The 18,869-nt window shown below is 28.3% G+C and carries 19 protein-coding genes; 16 read left to right on the plus strand and 3 right to left on the minus strand.

Translation table 11 applies throughout. From position 1 onward, the window contains the following. The first annotated feature begins 77 nt into the window (after positions 1-77). The 4 genes from U8307_RS12320 to U8307_RS12335 all read left to right on the plus strand — a co-directional run bounded on the left by U8307_RS12320 (position 78) and on the right by U8307_RS12335 (position 3,084). Complete coding sequence (locus tag U8307_RS12320; protein ID WP_326908288.1) at positions 78-503, plus strand: prepilin-type N-terminal cleavage/methylation domain-containing protein; 426 nt, start codon at positions 78-80, stop codon at positions 501-503. 48 nt (positions 504-551) lie between these two features. After that, the gene (gene efp, locus U8307_RS12325) at positions 552-1,109 is read left to right on the plus strand and encodes an elongation factor P (RefSeq protein WP_326908290.1); all 558 of its coding nucleotides are present in this window, start codon (positions 552-554) and stop codon (positions 1,107-1,109) included. A 10-nt stretch (positions 1,110-1,119) separates the two neighbouring features. Then, entirely contained in the window at positions 1,120-1,482 is a 363-nt protein-coding gene (locus U8307_RS12330) for a CD1247 N-terminal domain-containing protein (protein WP_326908292.1), read from the plus strand. 267 nt (positions 1,483-1,749) lie between these two features. Further along, entirely contained in the window at positions 1,750-3,084 is a 1,335-nt protein-coding gene (locus U8307_RS12335) for an MATE family efflux transporter (RefSeq protein ID WP_326908294.1), read from the plus strand. Between the two features lie 14 nt (positions 3,085-3,098). On the opposite strand, the gene U8307_RS12340 is transcribed toward U8307_RS12335, so the two are convergent. Further along, positions 3,099-3,974 (minus strand): hypothetical protein, encoded by an 876-nt coding sequence (locus tag U8307_RS12340; RefSeq protein ID WP_326908296.1) that lies wholly within the window; start codon positions 3,972-3,974, stop codon positions 3,099-3,101. A 433-nt stretch (positions 3,975-4,407) separates the two neighbouring features. Here U8307_RS12340 and U8307_RS12345 point away from each other — a divergent pair, with 433 nt between their 5' ends. From U8307_RS12345 to U8307_RS12385, 9 genes are all read left to right on the plus strand, one after another. Beyond that, positions 4,408-4,833: a C-GCAxxG-C-C family protein gene (locus U8307_RS12345; protein WP_326908298.1), complete on the plus strand. Its 426-nt coding sequence runs from the start codon at positions 4,408-4,410 to the stop codon at positions 4,831-4,833. 16 nt (positions 4,834-4,849) lie between these two features. Further along, positions 4,850-6,895 (plus strand): ATP-dependent helicase, encoded by a 2,046-nt coding sequence (locus U8307_RS12350; protein ID WP_326908300.1) that lies wholly within the window; start codon positions 4,850-4,852, stop codon positions 6,893-6,895. Between the two features lie 64 nt (positions 6,896-6,959). Beyond that, positions 6,960-7,823, plus strand: coding sequence for a radical SAM protein (locus tag U8307_RS12355; RefSeq protein ID WP_326908302.1), 864 nt, complete (start codon positions 6,960-6,962; stop codon positions 7,821-7,823). A 127-nt stretch (positions 7,824-7,950) separates the two neighbouring features. After that, positions 7,951-9,171 (plus strand): FprA family A-type flavoprotein, encoded by a 1,221-nt coding sequence (locus U8307_RS12360; RefSeq protein WP_326908304.1) that lies wholly within the window; start codon positions 7,951-7,953, stop codon positions 9,169-9,171. Between the two features lie 30 nt (positions 9,172-9,201). Next, positions 9,202-10,410 carry an NAD(P)/FAD-dependent oxidoreductase gene (locus tag U8307_RS12365; RefSeq protein ID WP_326908306.1) on the plus strand — a complete coding sequence of 403 codons (1,209 nt, stop codon included), beginning with the start codon at positions 9,202-9,204 and terminating at the stop codon, positions 10,408-10,410. A gap of 149 nt (positions 10,411-10,559) precedes the next feature. Beyond that, positions 10,560-11,456 (plus strand): sigma-E processing peptidase SpoIIGA, encoded by an 897-nt coding sequence (locus tag U8307_RS12370; protein ID WP_326908308.1) that lies wholly within the window; start codon positions 10,560-10,562, stop codon positions 11,454-11,456. After that, a complete protein-coding gene (gene sigE / locus U8307_RS12375) occupies positions 11,434-12,156 on the plus strand; it encodes an RNA polymerase sporulation sigma factor SigE (RefSeq protein WP_326908310.1) in 723 nt (240 codons plus the stop codon). Before U8307_RS12370 ends, sigE begins: the two co-directional genes overlap by 23 nt. 61 nt (positions 12,157-12,217) lie before the next feature. Further along, positions 12,218-12,994 carry an RNA polymerase sporulation sigma factor SigG gene (gene sigG / locus U8307_RS12380; RefSeq protein WP_326908312.1) on the plus strand — a complete coding sequence of 259 codons (777 nt, stop codon included), beginning with the start codon at positions 12,218-12,220 and terminating at the stop codon, positions 12,992-12,994. 83 nt (positions 12,995-13,077) lie between these two features. Then, the gene (locus U8307_RS12385; protein WP_326908314.1) at positions 13,078-13,350 is read left to right on the plus strand and encodes a YlmC/YmxH family sporulation protein; all 273 of its coding nucleotides are present in this window, start codon (positions 13,078-13,080) and stop codon (positions 13,348-13,350) included. On the opposite strand, the gene U8307_RS12390 is transcribed toward U8307_RS12385, so the two are convergent. Together U8307_RS12390 and U8307_RS12395 are read right to left on the minus strand one after the other, a co-directional pair. Then, positions 13,347-14,495, minus strand: a complete 1,149-nt coding sequence (locus U8307_RS12390; RefSeq protein WP_326911608.1) for a 1-deoxy-D-xylulose-5-phosphate reductoisomerase — start codon at positions 14,493-14,495, stop codon at positions 13,347-13,349. The two genes, U8307_RS12385 and U8307_RS12390, sit on opposite strands and share 4 nt — an antisense overlap. Before the next feature lie 107 nt (positions 14,496-14,602). Further along, a complete protein-coding gene (locus tag U8307_RS12395) occupies positions 14,603-15,778 on the minus strand; it encodes a homoserine dehydrogenase (protein WP_326908316.1) in 1,176 nt (391 codons plus the stop codon). Between the two features lie 210 nt (positions 15,779-15,988). Here U8307_RS12395 and thrC point away from each other — a divergent pair, with 210 nt between their 5' ends. The 3 genes from thrC to U8307_RS12410 all read left to right on the plus strand — a co-directional run bounded on the left by thrC (position 15,989) and on the right by U8307_RS12410 (position 18,865). Further along, on the plus strand, positions 15,989-17,470 hold the full coding sequence (thrC, locus tag U8307_RS12400; protein WP_326911610.1) for a threonine synthase: 1,482 nt from the start codon (positions 15,989-15,991) through the stop codon (positions 17,468-17,470). 65 nt (positions 17,471-17,535) lie between these two features. Further along, on the plus strand, positions 17,536-18,411 hold the full coding sequence (gene thrB, locus U8307_RS12405) for a homoserine kinase (RefSeq protein WP_326908318.1): 876 nt from the start codon (positions 17,536-17,538) through the stop codon (positions 18,409-18,411). Positions 18,412-18,427: 16 nt separating this feature from the next. Further along, a complete protein-coding gene (locus tag U8307_RS12410; RefSeq protein WP_326908320.1) occupies positions 18,428-18,865 on the plus strand; it encodes an ACT domain-containing protein in 438 nt (145 codons plus the stop codon). Positions 18,866-18,869: the final 4 nt, after the last annotated feature.

Raw genomic sequence — 18,869 nt, forward strand, 5'->3', positions numbered from 1 at the left:
ACATTTTATAATATACATTTACTAGAAATAAATAGATTGACAAACGCTTAATAAATTTATAAAATAGGTATTGGGATATGAATGATAATGGTTTTACTCTTATTGAAGTAATTTTGGTAATCTCTATTTTATCTATTATAATGACTATAGCAATTCCAATGGTTGATATGGATTTAGGTTATATGGATAAGATGGCAGCTGAATTTATAGCAGATGTTAGATTTGTACAAATGGAGACTATGAAATACCCTGAAGCTGGTTACCAAATTGATATTAATAAAAACAAAGGAGAATATTACATAAGAAAGAAATTAATCTTAGTAAAAAAAATATGTTTTACTGAAAGATATAAAATTAACTATAACAATAAATCACCCTTTGGTTTTACTTATGGAGGAACACCTATAAATGCAGGTACCTTTACTATTCTTGATACAAAGACAAATGAGAGCAAAAAAGTTACAATAGTCCCTACAACAGGTAGAACAATTATTAAAGAATAAGCAGCATTCAGCTGGTTATAATATACACTAAGGAGGAGACAGATCAGTATGATTTCAGCAAATGATTTTAAAAAGGGTATAACCATTTCATGGAACAATGGTTTATGGCAAATTGTAGATTTCCAGCATGTTAAACCAGGAAAAGGAGCTGCTTTTGTTAGATCTAAATTAAAAAACATTATAACAGGAGCGATTAGGGAAGAAACATTTAACCCTACTGAAAAATTTCCAAAAGCGCATATTGAAACAAAGGATATGCAATATTTATATAACGATGGTGAATTGTACTATTTCATGGATTTAGAAACTTTTGAACAAATTCCGTTAAATAAAGAACAGGTTGCTGACGCTATCATATATTTAAAAGAAAATGAAATAGCAACAATGAGATTTTATGAAGGCAAGCCATTTGAAGTAGCAGCTCCAAACTTTGTTGAGTTGGAAATTGTTGAAACTGAACCTGGATTTAAAGGTGATACTGCAACTGGTGCTAATAAGCCTGCTACAACTGAAACTGGTGCAGTAATTACGGTACCACTTTTTGTTGAAATAGGAGATAAAGTGAAGATAGACACCAGAACAGGTGAATATCTATCAAGAGTATAGGAGGAATATCATGGATTTTTTGTATGAAAAAATTTCTTATTTAAGAGGTTTAGCTGATGGATTGGATGTTAAAGATGATACCAAAGAAGGTAAATTGTTTAATGCTTTATTAGAGGTTGTTGAAGAGATAGCAGATGGAATGAGCGATATAGTTGAAGAACAAGAAGAAATGAATGAGTTCTTGGACTTAGTTGATGAAGATTTAACAACAGTAGAAGAAGAATTATTCGGAGATATAGAAATCGAAGAAGAAGATGATTTTGACTATGATTATGATGTAGACGATTATGATTTTGATTTTGATGACGAAGAGTATTATGATGAAGATGATAGTGAATGTCTTTGTGGCTGTGAAGACGATGATGAAGAATAATTTTTAGAAAGAGCATTTCCTAGAGGGATGCTTTTTTTTTATATAGGAAAGTTCTCCTTTCCTATATAATAAAAAACGAGGATTGCAAAGGACGGAACGTCCTTGCCGTTAAGGGGGGGTGCTCAGTAAAAATGCTTTAATAAAGCATTTTTACGCCGAAGGGGGACATAGGTCCCCCTAGCGGGTGTTGCGAAGCAACTCTTTTTATATTAGTTCTTGACCTTAGCATGATACTATAGTTTATACTATAGTAGAGAGGTGAGGAAGATGGGAAGGAAATATTTCAAGTATGTAATACCATCTGTATTAGCAATGTGGATATTTTCCGTTTACACAATGATTAGTGGAGTAATTGTTGCAAAAGGAGTAAATGAATTAGCGCTTGCTGCTTTAAATATTAGTATACCTTATGTTTATGCAGCTTTTGCCGTATCTCTTTTATTTGCCGTAGGGACATCTACAATTGCTTCAATAAACCTAGGAAATAAGGAAACAAAAAAAGCTAGTGAAATATTTACAATGAGTTTAGTAATTATTATTATAATTAGCATTGTAGTTACAGTGATTGTTTTAATTAATCTTGATAGAATAGCATATTTTTTGGGAGCTACAACAAGAACAATATCATATGTAATTGAATATTTACGAATTGTATCATTTTTCACTGTATTTATTATGGTGTCATACTATTTTGAAGTATTAGTTAAAACTGACGGAAGTCCAAGACTTGCAACTATAGGAGTTTGTATTTCTGCGGTAACTAATATATTAATTGTTTATATATTAGTAATTAAATACAATGTTGGTATCAAAGGGGCGGCTTTTGCCACTGGCTTTTCACATATATTTGCAACTATTGCATATGTGTGGCATTTTAGTAGGAAAGATTCTAAATTAAAATTTGTATTATTTAAATTTGATATTTCATTAATTGGGAAAGTTATTCCAATAGGTCTGTCGGATTTTGTAACAGAATTTTCTGCAGGTTTTATAACTTTCGTTTTTAATAGGACTATTTTATTAAATATAGGGGATATTGGTATTATAACATATACTGTAATAATGTATATTAGCAATATAGTAATTATGACCATGATGGGAATTTCTCAGGGCACTCAACCTTTAGTAAGTTATTATTATGGCAGGGATGATAAAAAAACATATACATTTCTTCTAAAGACTGCAGTTAAAACAGTTGCAATAATTTCGATAGGTGTATATGTTATGTGTATGATTTTTGCTGAACAAATTAATGAAATATTTATTAGTAAGGAAGATTCAGCTTTGTTCTTATATTCAATTAAATCCTTCAGAACGTACATTCTTTCATATTTAGTACTTGGATTTAATATAGTTTTTATTGGATTTTACGCAGCTATAGAAAAACCATTATATTCAATGATTATTTCAACGGGAAGAGGATTAGTTGTTATTGTAGCTTCTCTATATTTTATGTCTAGTATATTTGGTGAAAGTGGAATTTGGATATCTTCATTTATATCAGAAACAATATGTTTAATAATTGCAACAATTATTTTCTTTAGATTTTTCTTTGAGGATTTATTTGTTAAATCTCATATCAAAAATAGTAATTGGATATGAGATTGAGTAATAATCTAAGGCCAGATATCATCTGGATTCACTCCAAATATTTGAACTACTTCAAATAAATCACTGTTTGCAATGTCTTTTGGTGTAACTAACCAATTTTTATCAGAGTCTATATCATAACCAAACTGCATAAATGGGTACCATACTAAATGGGAACACTGGGTTCCTTTAATAATTTCAGGTTTCGGGTTTTTGCTGCTAGTCAATCCAATTGTTAAACTATAAGGGATGTTATTTAAATTGTTTACAGCGAAATCCGCTATTTTATCTAAGGAATCTTGATGAGTATCCTTTAATTTTAACATTATAAAGGAAGGATACATTCGCCATTTATTTATATTTTGAAATTGTGAGTTACTACCAAGTATAATGGCTTCCAGAGTTTTTCCTTTTTCTGAATCTGTTATTATTGCAGCATGACCGTGACGCCATCCAAGAGAATGTGTTGCCTTGGTTACTAATACATAGCCGTTTTTATAGGGTGCTAAATTAAAGTTATATGTTTTTTCCCCTTTATCATCAATAAAAGATTCTTGACTTGTAATTATTCCTATTTTTTCACAGTATACATTACTTTCTTTAAAAAAGTTATCTTGAAATTGTAGTATTTCTGAAATACCACTTTCCTTATTTTTAAGGAGTTCATCAATAGCAACCTTTCCAAGCCCTGTTTGATAAAACAGAATTTTATAATCTTCATCAGACAATTCTTCTTTTGTAAGTATAGTATATATTTCTTTTTTATTATAATCTGGCCTAACATAACCAATGGGTTCTATAATAAATTCCATTACATTTATGACTAATAAAATAAAAATTATAATATAAATAATGTAAAATAGTTTTTTCTTCTTTGTTAAACTAAGGTTTGAATTTGTCATTTAAAATCCTCTTTTGCTCAAAATAGTTATGGAATTTCTAGAATTATGTTATTAACATATTATATAGGTGTTTCGTAAAATTATCAAGATATAACTTTTATAAACAAAGGTCTCAACTTATGTATTTTATATAATAAATATCTAACTTCAACCTTTTAAAATTATAATAATTATGTTAAAATATAAGAGACAAAAAGATATCTTCTACTCAATAGACAGAGGGTATTAATTTAGCTTTTCGCGGAGAGGGCATATTCCTCATTTCGTTGAAATAGAATGATGTTTAAAGTATAATAATATTGGAGGAATATTATGAACAAGTATAATAAAAAAGCTAACAATATTGTAAGGATTATATGTCTAATACTAGCTATAGGAATGGTCGCTACCACATTTTTAAGCTTGCTTACGTATTTCTAAAAAGGAGTAACTAATGAAGAAAATTGTAGATAAAATAAATAAAAAAGAACTTGAATATAGTGAAGAAGAAAGACCACTATATCATTTAAATTGTGCAGAAATATTATTAATGGCTGCAAATGAAAAGTACAACCTTGGTATAGAGCAAAATACTATTAAGGCTATATGTCCTTTTGGAGGTGGTATTCAATCTGAAAAAACTTGTGGAGCTCTACTTGGAGCTGTTGCTGCTTTAGGTGTGTTATATGCAGAAGAATTACCAACAACAAATGAAAAAATGAAAGAAATGACTAAGAAATTAGTAGAAGAATTTGAAAATGAATTTGGATCGTTGAATTGCGATTACATCAAGGAACATCATAGAAGTGAAGCTGAAAAATGTAATCCTGTAAAATTAAGAGCTGCAGAGGTTTTTGATAAAGTTATAAATGAAGATTAATCTTAACGGGTGTAATATGGAATATTTTGAATACTTTAAAAAAGCTTATAATGTTGAATTGAATAAACAACAAAGATATGCTGTTTCTTTTGACCAGGGCAATGCCCTGGTTTTATCTACTGCAGGCTCAGGTAAAACTACAGTTATAATATCAAGAGCTGGAAGATTGTTGTATGAAAGGAAATGCAATAAAAAAATATTGACTATAACATTTTCTAAAATGGCAGCATCAGATATGAAAAATAGATTTCAATTATACTTTGGTGACAAGTATAAATATCAAACAGAATTTTCAACTATTCATGCGTTTGCTTATAAAATCGTAAAAGAATTTTATAGAAGTAAAGGAATTGAATTTAATTTACTAACTAATAATTATCAAATATTAGGTGAAATACTTAAATCTCATTATTCCAAATCATATTTTAATTATATTAGTGATGAAGAAATTGAAACTTTAGCTTCTTCAATTGGATATATAAATAATATGATGTTGAAACCATCAGAATATAAAGACTATGGTATCGATATAAAAGAATTTGATCTAATATACAACAAATATCGTAATTATAAATCACAAAACAAACTAATTGATTTTGATGATATGTTATTGTATGCATATAAAATACTTTTTAAATCTAATTTAATCAGAGATAAGATTAAAAATACATATCAATATATACAAATAGACGAAATGCAGGATACTTCTAAAATACAACATGAAATAATAAAATTAATATCCGGTAATAATTTATTTATGGTAGGAGATGACGATCAATCAATTTATTCCTTTAGAGGTAGTTATCCTGACTTTATGTTTCAATTTAAAGATATTTATAAAGAAGGTAAAATTTTTTATTTAGATAATAACTTCAGAAGTGATAAGAATATAGTTAATGGTGCGAAAAATTTTATTCAAGGAAATAAAAACAGATATTCTAAAGCTATTACTACAGAAAATCCTCAAGAAAAAGAAATTAATATTTCCAAGGTTCAAAGTAGAAGAGAACAGTCAAAATACATAGTTAATGATATATTAAACATAAAAGGTAAAGCTTCAATAGGTATTCTATATAGATACAATATGTCAGCAATGATATTAGCTAATAGTCTTTATGAAAACAATTTAAGTTTTTATATTAAAGAAGATAAAACTAAGTTTTTTAATAGTGTTGTTTTGCAAGATATATTGGCGTTTCTAAACTTATCTTTAGATCCTACAGATAGAGAGGCTTTTGCAAGAATTTATTATAAAAGTTACACATATTTTACTAAAAGTATGTGTAAAAGGGTTCTGGAAAATCCTAATTTTGATATGACTGTATTTGATATTTTAAATAATATAAGAGGGTTAGATTATTATGTTTATGATAGGATAGATACTTTTAGAAGAGATATAAACTATATAAACAAGTTAAAACCAAAAGATATAATAAGATTTATAAAGTTAGACTTGGAATATATGAATTATATAGAAAGAATGCAGGAAGAAGGACGTAACAATATGTCTAATTCGTTGCATATACTAGAAATATTAGACGAAATAGGCTCGAATTGTGATAACATAAAAGAGTTTATTAATAAAATATATAAATTACAGGAAATAATAAAAAATGCTTCTATAAACAAAGAATCAAATATTACATTAACAACAATTCATAGTGCGAAGGGCTTAGAATATGATTATGTATATATGATTGATAATATAGATGGAGAATTCCCTTTAGATAGAAAAAATATGTCCCATAAAGAATATGAAAAGTTTTTAGAAGAAGAAAGGCGTATATTTTACGTAGGTATGACTAGGGCAAAAAAGGTTTTAAAGATTTTAGTGCCAGGTGTTCCTTCATTATTTGTAAATGAACTTATTAATTCTAATAAAAAAAACAACATTAGAGATAGGAATATTCATGTAGGAAAACAGGTTAGTCATAATAAGTTTGGAAATGGAGTAGTTATTGATATAAACGATAATATAGTTTATATTAAATTTAACAATGAAAAAATTAAAAGTTTCGATTTGAGTTTATCATTAGAAAATAATATATTAGAGTTGCTTTAATATGACAAGAATATATATTGTGCTTAATTAAAGCTAACTATATCATGGAAAGGAATGGAAAACAATGTATACACAACCACTATATCGACCTCCAAGTGAGGCTAGAAGTTTAATAATTCAAATTACAGAAGGTTGTTCTCACAATAAATGCAGATTTTGCTATATGTATAAATGTAAGGACTTTAGATTAAAATCCAAAGAAGAAATAACAGAACATATTGAATGGTTAAAGACTTATTATAAAGATCCTGAAAGGATTTTTCTAGCAGATGGAAATGTACTGTGTTTAAAAACAGAAAAACTACTTAATATTCTTAAAAAAATTAAAGATGAATTTCCAACGGCAAAGAGGATTAGTTCTTATTCAGGACCTAAAGATATCGTAAGAAAATCAGAGGAAGAATTAAAAACTATTAGAGAAGCAGGTTTAGAACTTCTATATATGGGAGTTGAAAGTGGATCAAATAAAGTACTATCAATGATGAATAAAGGTGTTAATCAGCAAGAAATGATTGAAGCAGGTCAGAAAGCAGTAAAATCAGGATTTAAATTATCTTGTATGATAATATCAGGGTTAGGTGGAGTTGAGCTTATGGAAGAACATGCTATTGAATCTGCAAAGGTCATATCTGCTATTAATCCTCATTATTTTTCATTACTTAGATTAGTTGTAGAAAAAGGGACTGAGTTAGAAGAAGATTTAAAACAAGGTAAATTTCATTTATTGACTCCCCTACAAGTTTTAGACGAAAATATAATTATGTTGGAAAATATGGAATTGACGAATTGTATATTTAGGGCAAATCATGTATCTAATCATGTTAATCAAGCAGGAACATTAAATCAGGATAAGGATAAATTAGTTACAAAATTGAAAAAATTAAGAGATAGTGATGATTTTACTCCTAATACTTTTGATGTATTATAATAATGTTTTAAAAATTAAATTCTAATTTCATTGGTGTCAGTTAATTAGGTATATCAAATAATGTTTAACCTTGAAAAATATGGGTAAAAATAAAATATATTTAGGATAAGAATTACTAGGAGGAATTATGAAATCTTTAAAATTAAAGGACAATATCTATTATATAGGAAGTCAAGACCCTGAACTTGAAGTGTTTGACATTATAATGCGTACTGAATTTGGAACGTCGTATAATTCATATTTAGTGAAAGGAAGCGAAAAAACGGCTTTAATTGAAACTGTTAAGTTTAAGTTTTTTGACGAATATATTGGAAAACTAAAAGAATTAGATATTAATGTTAATGATATAGACTATATAATCTTAAACCACACAGAACCCGATCATTCTGGTTCAATAGAAAAAATATTAGGAATGAATCCAAATATACAATTAGTTGGTTCTAAAACTGCAATTGAATTTATGAAACATATTGCAAATAGAGAATTCAACTCATTAGTTGTAAAGGATGGAGATGAATTGTCTTTAGGAGATAAGAATTTTAAGTTTTTTGATGCAAAATTTCTTCATTGGCCAGATACAATGTTTTCTTATATAGAGGAAGATAAATTATTATTTTCGTGCGATGCCTTTGGTGCACATTATTCTATAGATACTGTTTTACTAAGTACTGTTATGAATAAGGAAGATTATATGAAGGCATTTAAATACTATTTTGATAATATTCTTGCGCCGTTTAAAAAATTCTTTATAGAAGCTATAAATAAGATAGAAGGTTTGCAAATAGAAATGGTATGTACAGGACACGGACCTGTACTTGATGAAAATCCTTGGGAAATTATAAATTTATCTAAAGAATTATCAACTGAAAATGAATCAGATAGTAAATTAGTTGTAATACCCTATGTATCTGCTTATGGATATACTAAGGAATTAGCAGAAGAAATAGCAAAGGGTGTTATGACAAATAACATAAAAGTTGAAATTTACGATATGGTCACTGAAAAGAAAGATAAAGTTCTTGAACGAACATATTGCTCAGATGGATTATTATTTGGAACTCCTACTATGGTAGGTGAAGCTTTAGAACCGATATGGGAACTTTTAATTAGCATGTATCCTCCTGTATATAAGAATAAAATTGCATCAGCGTTTGGTTCATATGGATGGAGTGGCGAAGGTGTTCCCCATATAATGGAAAGACTAAAGCAAATAAGAATGAAAATTTTTGGGAATGGTATAAAGGTAAGATTTAAACCATCAGATGAACAGTTAAAAGAAGTTTATGAATTTGGTGTTGAATTTGGAAAAGCTGTTTTATCTGGTAAAGTTCCGGCTGTTGATAAATAGTAACTCATACTAAATTGGAGGGTTTGACATATGAATAATTGCCAATACATAGATAAAAAAGAAAAGTATATTATTATTGGATGTAGCGGAGCAGGAATGGGAGCTGCCGTTGAAATTAGAAAAAGAGATAAAGAAAGTGATATTATAATTATTTCTAAAGAAGATGTTAAAGGATACTATAGACCTCGGTTGTCAAAAATTCTCAGTGATAGTAACATAACAATACAGTCTATCTCAATTAAGAAGGATGAATGGTATGAGAAAAACAATATAAAAGTAATGCTTAATAGAGAAGTTGAAAAAATAGAGCCAAAAAATAAAAAAGTAGTTTTTACTGATGGTGATAATATAGAATATACAAAGCTAATAATTGCTTCTGGGGCAGAAGTGTTTATACCTCCTATTGTAGGTAGTAATAAGAAAGGCGTATTTACACTTAGATATGCAAAGGACGTAAAAAACATAAAAGAATACGCAAATGGAAAGAAAACAGCTGCTGTTATAGGTGGAGGAATTCTAGGGCTAGAAATGGCTGACGGGTTAAATAAACTAGGACTTAAAGTAACTGTATTAGAAATGTCTGACAGAATATTGTCTAGACAGCTTGATGCGGATGCATCAAACATATTAGAAGAAAAAATTGATGAAGCAGGAGTTAGATTTAGAACGAATTCGGCCACTAAAGAAATAAAGGGCGATGATAAAGTATCTGGAATACTACTAAATGATGGAGAAACAATTGAAACAGAAATAGTCATTATATCAACAGGAGTAAGAGCTAATAGTAAAATAGCTGAAGGCTCAGGAATAGAAATTAATAAGGCTATTGTAGTAAATGAAAAGATGGAAACTACATTTTCAAATATATATGCTTGTGGTGATTGTGCAGAGTATAATGGTATAAATTATGCTTTATGGAGTGAGGCTTTAGAACAGGGCAAGGCTGCTGGAATAAATGCAACAGGAGATAAATATATATATGAGCAAATAATACCTTCAACAACTATGAATGCATTTAATACAAGTGTATTTTCAATAGGAGATATAGGAACTAATAACAACAAAGATTACGATGAATTTGAAATAAATAATGACAAAGGCTATAAAAAAATGTACTTTTTGGATGGAGCTTTATCTGGGGGAATATTAATAGGAGACACTTCTAAGTCACTGGAATTAAAACGTGGGTTTGAAAAAAGTAAAACTTTAAAGGAAATGATAGAAATATTTAAAGCATAATTTTAATAAGTACATATATATCAATACGAAACTTTATTCATTAATAGTTTCGTATTTTTTTATTTTTGAAGACATGTTATGACAAAATATTTTCTATTAGTACTCTATAATGAATATTGTTACTGATTAAAAACGATTGTGGGATATAGATGGAATATTATATTGAATATATCTTTGCCGAGAATTTCTTAATTGATTTTATACTATTATATATAACTGGAAAACTAATTAAAAGAAAAATAGTATATAAAAGATTAATTGTTGCTTCTATACTAGGGGCAATTTACGTAATACTTACAGCATTTATTGGCAAAGAATTTATGACATACTTCATAGTTAAATTTAGTGTATCGATTTTGATGATTATGGTAGCGTATGATTCCAAAAGCTTGATTACAAATATAAAGGTAATAATATGCTTTTATATTGTTACTATTATTATGGTTGGAATTATTACTTCTTTATATTATCTTACTTTTGATAGACTTACTGTAAATATTATTATTCTATCAATGTTTACTGGTTATGTAGCTTTAAGGATTTTTTTTAGTGAAATTAAAAGTAGAATGAATAAAAGCAATTATATGCGTAAAGTAACAATAAAGTTAAACAATAAAATAAAAACTTTGACTGCTTTTATTGATACAGGAAATGAACTTGTTGATCCAATTACTGGTAAACCCGTAATTATAGTTAATATTGAATGCTTAAGTGAAATGTTAGGAGAAGAAGTAAAAAAAGAGATTTTAGATTTTTATAATGATAGTGAAAAAAATTATCGAAATCTTTTTTTAGAAAAAAATAGTAAACTCAGAATTAGAGTTGTGAAGTACAATACTATTAGTAGTGAAAAAGAACAAATGGTATGTGTTGTGCCAGATGATATTACAATCTTAAGTAATGATAAAAATATCATAAATGCAGATGCTATCATTGGTATTTATCCACAAAAGATAAGTAAGAATGAAGATTATGAAGCGCTGCTGTTTAAAAAATTACTGGATTGGGAGAGTGATGCTGTAAATGAAAAGGCAATTTTATTTTAATATTTTTTTAAGAAAACTAATTAATTATGTAATAGATAAGGTAGAAATTGCAAAGGATATATTTTATATAGGAGGAAGTGATACACTTCCGCCGCCTTTATCACATGAAGAAGAAAAAGAAATATTAAGTAAGTTAAAAGACTCGGATGAAGCTAAAAACACACTTATAGAACATAATCTGAGACTTGTCGTTTATTTGGCAAAAAAATTTGAGTCTACAGGTATTAATGTTGAAGATTTAATATCAATAGGTACAATTGGATTGATTAAGGCTGTAAACACTTTTAAGGTAGAAAAAAATATTAAACTTGCTACCTATGCTTCAAAATGCATTGAAAATGAAATTTTAATGTATTTAAGACGTGTAGGAAAAGCTAAAACAGAAATTTCATTGGATGAACCTTTGAATATTGACTGGGATGGTAATGAACTTCTTTTATCGGATATTTTAGGGACAGAAGAGGATATTGTTTTTAGAGATATGGAAAATGAAGTTGATTTAAATTTACTTAAGGATTCAATAAAAAAATTAAATAAAAGAGAATATATGATAATGAAATTAAGGTTTGGATTAAATAATTCTAGGAGTTTTACACAAAAGGAAGTTGCTGATATGCTTGGAATTTCCCAATCATATATATCACGTCTTGAAAAAAAGATACTGAATAGGCTGAAAAAGGAAATAAGTAAAGCAGTATAAAAAGTATATGCAGGGAAATAATCATATAAGGGGGATAATATATTAAAGGGGAAAAACGACGATGATAAACAAAGTAGTAATATGTGGCGTTAATACTTCTCAGTTGCCAACAATTAAACCTTCGGATATGAGGGATATGATTAAGAAAATTCAAGAAGGCGATAACGAGCTGAGGGAAGAGTTTATTAATGGTAATTTAAGGCTTGTTTTAAGCGTAATTCAAAGGTTTAATAATAAAAATGAGCCTGTAGACGATTTGTTTCAAATTGGTTGCGTCGGTTTAATAAAGGCTATTGATAATTTTGATTTGTCACTAGATGTAAGATTCTCTACATATGCTGTGCCAATGATAATAGGTGAAATTAGACGTTATTTAAGAGATAATAATTCTATTAGGGTTTCAAGATCAATGAAAGACACAGCGTATAAAGCGTTACAAGTAAGAGAAAGACTTACTACAGTAAATTCCCAGGAACCAACAATTACAGAGATAGCTGCTGAAATTGGTGTTGATAAGGAAGAAATTATATTTGCATTAGAATCTATACAAGAACCAGTTTCATTGTTTGAACCAATTTACAATGATGGCGGGGATGCTTTATATGTAGTAGATCAAGTCAAAGATGAGAAAAATACTGATGAAAAGTGGGTTGAAAAAATAACTTTGGAGGATAGTATAAGTAATCTTTCGGATAGAGAAAAGCAAATTGTTGATATGCGATTTTATAAGGGAAAAACTCAAATGGAAGTAGCTGAAGAAATTGGAATATCACAAGCGCAAGTTTCAAGATTAGAAAAATCTGCACTAACTCAACTAAAAAAGGGTTTTAAAAATTAATCAGATTGTCATAATTATGATATATAGTACATATTGTATATTAATATATCTTAATTGTGACTTTTTAATTGGGGGAATGCTAATTGACCAGTTATTGGGAACTACTTGATAAAGAGGTTATAAACATAAAAAATGGTGAGGTAATGGGTAGATTCGACGATGTGGAAATTGATACTCAAAAAGGCAGTATATCAGCATTTTATATAGAGGAAGCAAGTAAATTTATGGGATTTCTAGGTAAATCCACATCAAAAAGAGTTAAATGGGATGAGATAATTAGAATAGGGATTGATGTTGTTATAGTAAATGTAAATGATGATATTAATAATAGGGCTATAAAGGAAATGCTGGACTAAAACGAACTTATGGCTCGTTTTGTCCATTCTTCTGCTTCTAAGATTGTTTCTATTGTTTCTATTTTTTTTGGATTGTGCTTTTGCATAATCCTTTCATTTATGTCTCCAATATCTAAAAAACTTATTTTTCTATTTAAAAATAAATTAACTAAAGCTTCATTTGCAGCATTAAGAACTGTTGGCATTGTACCGCCTATATCTAGTGCATCAAAAGCAAGTCTGAGGCATTTAAATACTTCTAGATTTGCTTTTTCAAAGGTTAACTGCCCAATTTCTAATAAGGATAAGCTTTTAAAACTATTTTTTATTCTATCAGGATAAAACAAGGCAAATTGTATAGGTACTTTCATGTCAGGCATACCTAACTGGGTTATTGTGGAATGATCCCAGTATTCTATTCCTGAATGAACAATGCTTTGAGGATGTACTACAACTTCAATTTGCTTTGGTTTTACATCAAACAAGTATTTAGCTTCAATAACTTCTAAGCCTTTATTCATTAATGTTGCAGAATCTATGGTTATTTTTTTCCCCATAGACCAATTAGGGTGATTTAAAGCATCTTCTAAAGTTACATTTTTTAAGTATTCTATACTTCTTCCTCTGAAAGGTCCTCCAGAAGCTGTCAAGATAATTTTATTTATAGTTTTTTTATGATTAGACATTAAACATTGAAATATGGCGCTATGTTCGCTATCAATGGGAAGAATTTGAGAGTTGTATTTTTTAGCTAAATTAATTATATATTTTCCTCCCGTAACTAATGTTTCCTTATTAGCCAATGCAATAGTTTTACTTTTTTTAATAGCTGCTACGGTAGGTTTTAATCCTATCATTCCGGATATTGCAGTTACAATAATTTCGCTTTTGTAATATATTGCAGATTCTATAAGTCCATTCATACCATGGATAATTTCTGTTTTGATATTTGAGGGAAGTCTCTTTTTTAATTTTAATGCATTTTCTTCTTTCATAACACAACATAGCTCAGGTGAAAATTCTAGTATTTGTTTTTCTAGTAAATCAATGTTGTTATTTCCAGTTATCGCACATACATTTAACTTTTCTTTGTGTTCTCTAACTACATCAAGAGTTTGGGTACCTATTGAGCCTGTTGAACCTAAAATACTAATGTGTTTCATGATTCCTCCGTTGAGAATTACTATATTGAATAAAAAATTTGAATAAGTTCATTTAATTCTAAACTATTTTTCAGAATTGTTTACAACGATCTATTTTATTCTATCATAAATTAACTGAATCTTGCAAAGAAGAATTTGTTATCGATAGATTTTATTTTATTAAAGATATTTTGTGCTTTTTCTAATGTTATTTCTTTTGTTATTCCACCCTGAGCTGAAGAAATTTTAAAGGTATTTTCTAAAATATCTAATAATAATTCTGTAACTTTTTTATTTGTATATCGAACATAGTACTTTCCTTTTATGAGTTGAGGATTGCAGATTAATTTTCTTTCAAAATTACTACAGTTTATTAAATCTTTCTTTGTATAAATATCTAGAATATCTTGTACAATTGCATTACCTGTAGGAAGCTTTCCTGCCCCTTGACCATAGAATTTAAGTACACCTATTGTTTCACCAACAAGAGTTCCTATATTGAAGTTATCATTTATATTTGCTTCAATAGTATTGTTTTTAAATAATACAGGTTCAACACTGGAACAGTACTCGTTCTTCCTTTTTATAGTTAATGCTAATAATTTTAGTATTAATTTTTTTTCTTTAAAGTAGTTAATGTCAGATTTTGTTATATTTCTAATACCATGGGTTGGTATGTTTTCTTCATCTACAATGCTTTGGAATGCTATAGATGAAGTAATTGCAAGTTTTCGTTGTATATCAATACCATCTATATCTGCAGAAGGATCTGCTTCAGCATAACCTTTTTTTTGAGCTATTGTTAATATATCATTAAAATCATATGATTTATCATACATATTGTAAAGTATAAAATTAGAAGTTCCGTTAAATATACCAGATACTTCAGATATTTCATCAATTCTTTTTACACGTTTTAAAGAATCTAGCCAAGGAATACCTCCGCATACACTTGCCTCGTATAAAAATGCTACATTATTTCTTTTTGCTGCTTCAGTAAATTCATTGAGATACTTAGATACTACAGCTTTATTTGCTGTAACAACGTGTTTTCCGGAATTTAATGATTTTAATATGTATTCATAAGCTGGTTGTATGCCACCCATAACTTCTACTATTAAATCTATGTTATCGTCTTCAAATATATCATCAGGATTTATTGTCATTTGATTTAATTTGATTTTATTTTTGTTTCTAATTAAAATTTTGCTTATTACAATTTCCTTTTCTTGAAAGTTCTTATTTTGTGATATTATTTCATATATTCCGGACCCTACTGTTCCGAAACCTAACAATCCTATTTTCATATATACTCCTTCTGTCAAATTAATACTTGCAATTATACTATATAAGAGATTAGAATGCAACATCAAAATGTTTTTTATAAAAAAACACTTGTAATAATTTTGAGAACAGTATATTATATATAACGTAGGAAAAAACGCCTTCACTTCATTTGGAGGAGATATAGGCGCAATGTATTAAAGATAACTTGACTTGGAGGAATAGAGATGCTGATGAGTTATGAAAGTACTAGGAATTCAAATTTAAAGGTAACTGCTTCAGAAGCTGTATTAAATGGTATTGCCCATGATGGTGGATTATTTGTTATGAGAAATTTAAAGGATAAAAAAATAGATATAGAAAAGTTACTATATAAAAGCTACGCAGAAATTTCACGAAAAGTGTTAAAATTAATGCTTGATGATTTTCCAGAAGAAAAAATCAATGATTGTATATCAAAAGCTTATACTAAAAAATTCAGTACAGAAGAAATAACGCCTGTTGTAAAGGTAGGAGGGTGTTATATTACTGAATTGTTTCATGGTCCTACTTCCGCTTTTAAAGATGTAGCACTTTCAATTTTACCGCATTTAATAACAGCGTCTTATGAGATGAATGATAGACAGGATGAAGTAATAATACTTACTGCAACCTCAGGAGATACAGGGAAGGCTGCCTTAGAGGGATTCAAGGATATAAAAGGTACAAAAATAATAGTTTTTTATCCTGAAAACGGAGTTAGTCAAGTTCAGAAAGCTCAAATGGTTACACAGGAAGGATCAAATACGCATGTATGCGCTATAAAAGGAAATTTTGATGACGCTCAATCTGGAGTAAAAAAATTATTTACTGATAAAAATTTGATTGAAAATTTGATGGAATACAATAAGGTTTTTTCTTCAGCAAATTCTATAAATATTGGGAGACTTATACCCCAAATAGTATATTATTTTTACACATATGTTAAATTAATAGAAAAAGATATAATTAAGTTAAAAGATAAAATTAATTTTTCAGTTCCTACAGGAAATTTTGGAAATATTTTAGCTGGTTATTATGCTAAACAAATGGGGTTGCCAATTAACAAGCTTATATGTGCCTCAAATGAAAATAATGTATTATTTGATTTTATTAATACGGGAATTTATGATAGAAACAGACAGTTTTATAAAACAATTTCTCCATCTATGGATATAATTGTATCTAGTAATTTAGAAAGATTATTATATTTCTTATATGATAAAGACAATAATGAAGTGAAGAAGTTAATGGATGATCTTAGTTTAAAGGGTAGATATGAAGTTAATGAAAAAGTAAAAAATAAAATTTCTTCAGAATTCTATGGAGGATGTGTTTTTGCTAAAGATACAGAAACTACAATTAAAGAAGTATTTGAAAAATATGGTTATTTACTAGATACACATACGGCTGTAGCATATAAAACTCTTGAAGATTATAAAGATGAAACTGGTGATAATACTATTAGTGTAGTTTTATCTACAGCAAGTCCTTTTAAATTTTCTAGAAGTGTTTACAAAGCTTTATTTGATACTGAAGAGCAACAAGAACTTGAAATAATGTACGAGCTTTCTAAGAAAACAGGAATAGAAATACCTACTAACTTACAAGGACTAGAGAACAAGCCAGTGATACATAACAAGGTATGCGAAATTGATAAAATGGAGGAATATGTAAGAACAATAGTAAAACAATAACAATTATTAATATGAAATAGGTTTATAAAAATATAATAAAATGACAGAAGAATGGAGAAGTTAAAATGGTTAAAGTAACGGTGCCTGCTTCTACTGCTAATTTAGGACCAGGTTTTGATACCTTAGGTATTGCTTTGAATTTATATAATACATATATTTTTGAAGAGAAAGAAAGAGGATTAATAATTGAAGGATGCCTTGACGTATATAAAAATAAAGATAATCTAGTATATAAAGCATTTATGTATACAGCTAAAGAAATTGGCTATGAAATAAAGGGAATAAAAATTACTATGAATACAAATATACCCCTTTCTAGAGGACTTGGTAGTAGCTCAGCTTGTATTGTTGGAGGAGTATTTGGAGCAAATGCCTTACTTAAGGGTAATTTAAGTAAGGATGAATTATTTAAAATTGCAGTTAAAATAGAAGGACATCCAGATAATATTGCTCCTGCTGTATATGGAGGATTGACTGCATCTATGATGGATGACGGGATACCATATTGTATTAAATACAATATTAATGAAAAATTGATGTTTTGTGCATTAATACCTGATTTTGAAACGCCTACAGTTGAATCTAGAAAACTTCTTCCCAAAGAGGTAGATTTCAGAGATGCAATATTCAATTTATCAAGAGTTGCAGTTTTATTAAAGGCATTAGAAGAAGCAAATATGCAATTAATAAATAAATCATTAAAGGATAAATTGCACCAAAGGTATAGACAAAAATTAATTAATGAATTTGATGAAGTAGAAAAAATTTGTATAGATAATGGGTCAATTGCATTTTTTGTTAGTGGCTCAGGACCAACATTAATGAACATTATTATAAATATTGATTTTGCAAATAATATAAAAAATAATATAATAAATTTAAAAGATAATTGGAGAATTAAAATTTTACAATCTGATAAAATCGGTGTTACCGTAATATAAGAAGAGAGGTGGCATAATGCTAAAAAAATATCTAATAGTAAGTAAAAAAATATTGCCGGAGGTGTATGATAAGGTAATTGAAGCTCGAAACTTAATTAATAGTGGAAGTGTAAAAGGTATAAGTGAAGCTGTAAAAAGGGTTGGCATTAGCAGAAGTACATATTATAAGTATAAGGATTATGTATTTTCTCCTGATGAAAACTCAATTGGTAGAAAAGCAGTAGTTTCAATGATGTTAAGGCATGAAAAGGGAGTTCTTTCTAATGTTTTAAATTGTTTATCTGGTTCAAAAGTAAGCATATTGACTATTAATCAAAGTATTCCAATTAACGGCAAGGCTTCGGTTAATGTTTCTTTAGATATATCTGACATTGTACAATCTATTGATGAAATGATTGCAGAATTGAAAAAAATAAAGGGAGTAAGCTCAGTTAAGTTGTTATCAATTGAGTAGTGGT

Origin of the sequence: Sedimentibacter sp. MB31-C6 (assembly GCF_035934735.1) — a bacterium.
Lineage (GTDB): Bacteria > Bacillota > Clostridia > Tissierellales > Sedimentibacteraceae > Sedimentibacter.

Excerpts from the sequence above, each read along its gene's own strand:
- U8307_RS12330 (WP_326908292.1), top strand. The coding sequence starts at position 1,120 with ATGGATTTTTTGTATGAAAAAATTTCTTATTTAAGAGGTTTAGCTGAT.
- U8307_RS12345 (WP_326908298.1), top strand. The coding sequence starts at position 4,408 with ATGAAGAAAATTGTAGATAAAATAAATAAAAAAGAACTTGAATATAGT.
- efp (WP_326908290.1), top strand. The coding sequence starts at position 552 with ATGATTTCAGCAAATGATTTTAAAAAGGGTATAACCATTTCATGGAAC.
- thrB (WP_326908318.1), top strand. The coding sequence starts at position 17,536 with ATGGTTAAAGTAACGGTGCCTGCTTCTACTGCTAATTTAGGACCAGGT.
- sigE (WP_326908310.1), top strand. The coding sequence starts at position 11,434 with ATGAAAAGGCAATTTTATTTTAATATTTTTTTAAGAAAACTAATTAAT.
- U8307_RS12395 (WP_326908316.1), bottom strand. The coding sequence starts at position 15,778 with ATGAAAATAGGATTGTTAGGTTTCGGAACAGTAGGGTCCGGAATATAT.
- sigG (WP_326908312.1), top strand. The coding sequence starts at position 12,218 with ATGATAAACAAAGTAGTAATATGTGGCGTTAATACTTCTCAGTTGCCA.
- U8307_RS12355 (WP_326908302.1), top strand. The coding sequence starts at position 6,960 with ATGTATACACAACCACTATATCGACCTCCAAGTGAGGCTAGAAGTTTA.
- thrC (WP_326911610.1), top strand. The coding sequence starts at position 15,989 with ATGAGTTATGAAAGTACTAGGAATTCAAATTTAAAGGTAACTGCTTCA.
- U8307_RS12365 (WP_326908306.1), top strand. The coding sequence starts at position 9,202 with ATGAATAATTGCCAATACATAGATAAAAAAGAAAAGTATATTATTATT.
- U8307_RS12350 (WP_326908300.1), top strand. The coding sequence starts at position 4,850 with ATGGAATATTTTGAATACTTTAAAAAAGCTTATAATGTTGAATTGAAT.
- U8307_RS12320 (WP_326908288.1), top strand. The coding sequence starts at position 78 with ATGAATGATAATGGTTTTACTCTTATTGAAGTAATTTTGGTAATCTCT.
- U8307_RS12410 (WP_326908320.1), top strand. The coding sequence starts at position 18,428 with ATGCTAAAAAAATATCTAATAGTAAGTAAAAAAATATTGCCGGAGGTG.
- U8307_RS12360 (WP_326908304.1), top strand. The coding sequence starts at position 7,951 with ATGAAATCTTTAAAATTAAAGGACAATATCTATTATATAGGAAGTCAA.
- U8307_RS12370 (WP_326908308.1), top strand. The coding sequence starts at position 10,560 with ATGGAATATTATATTGAATATATCTTTGCCGAGAATTTCTTAATTGAT.
- U8307_RS12340 (WP_326908296.1), bottom strand. The coding sequence starts at position 3,974 with ATGACAAATTCAAACCTTAGTTTAACAAAGAAGAAAAAACTATTTTAC.
- U8307_RS12335 (WP_326908294.1), top strand. The coding sequence starts at position 1,750 with ATGGGAAGGAAATATTTCAAGTATGTAATACCATCTGTATTAGCAATG.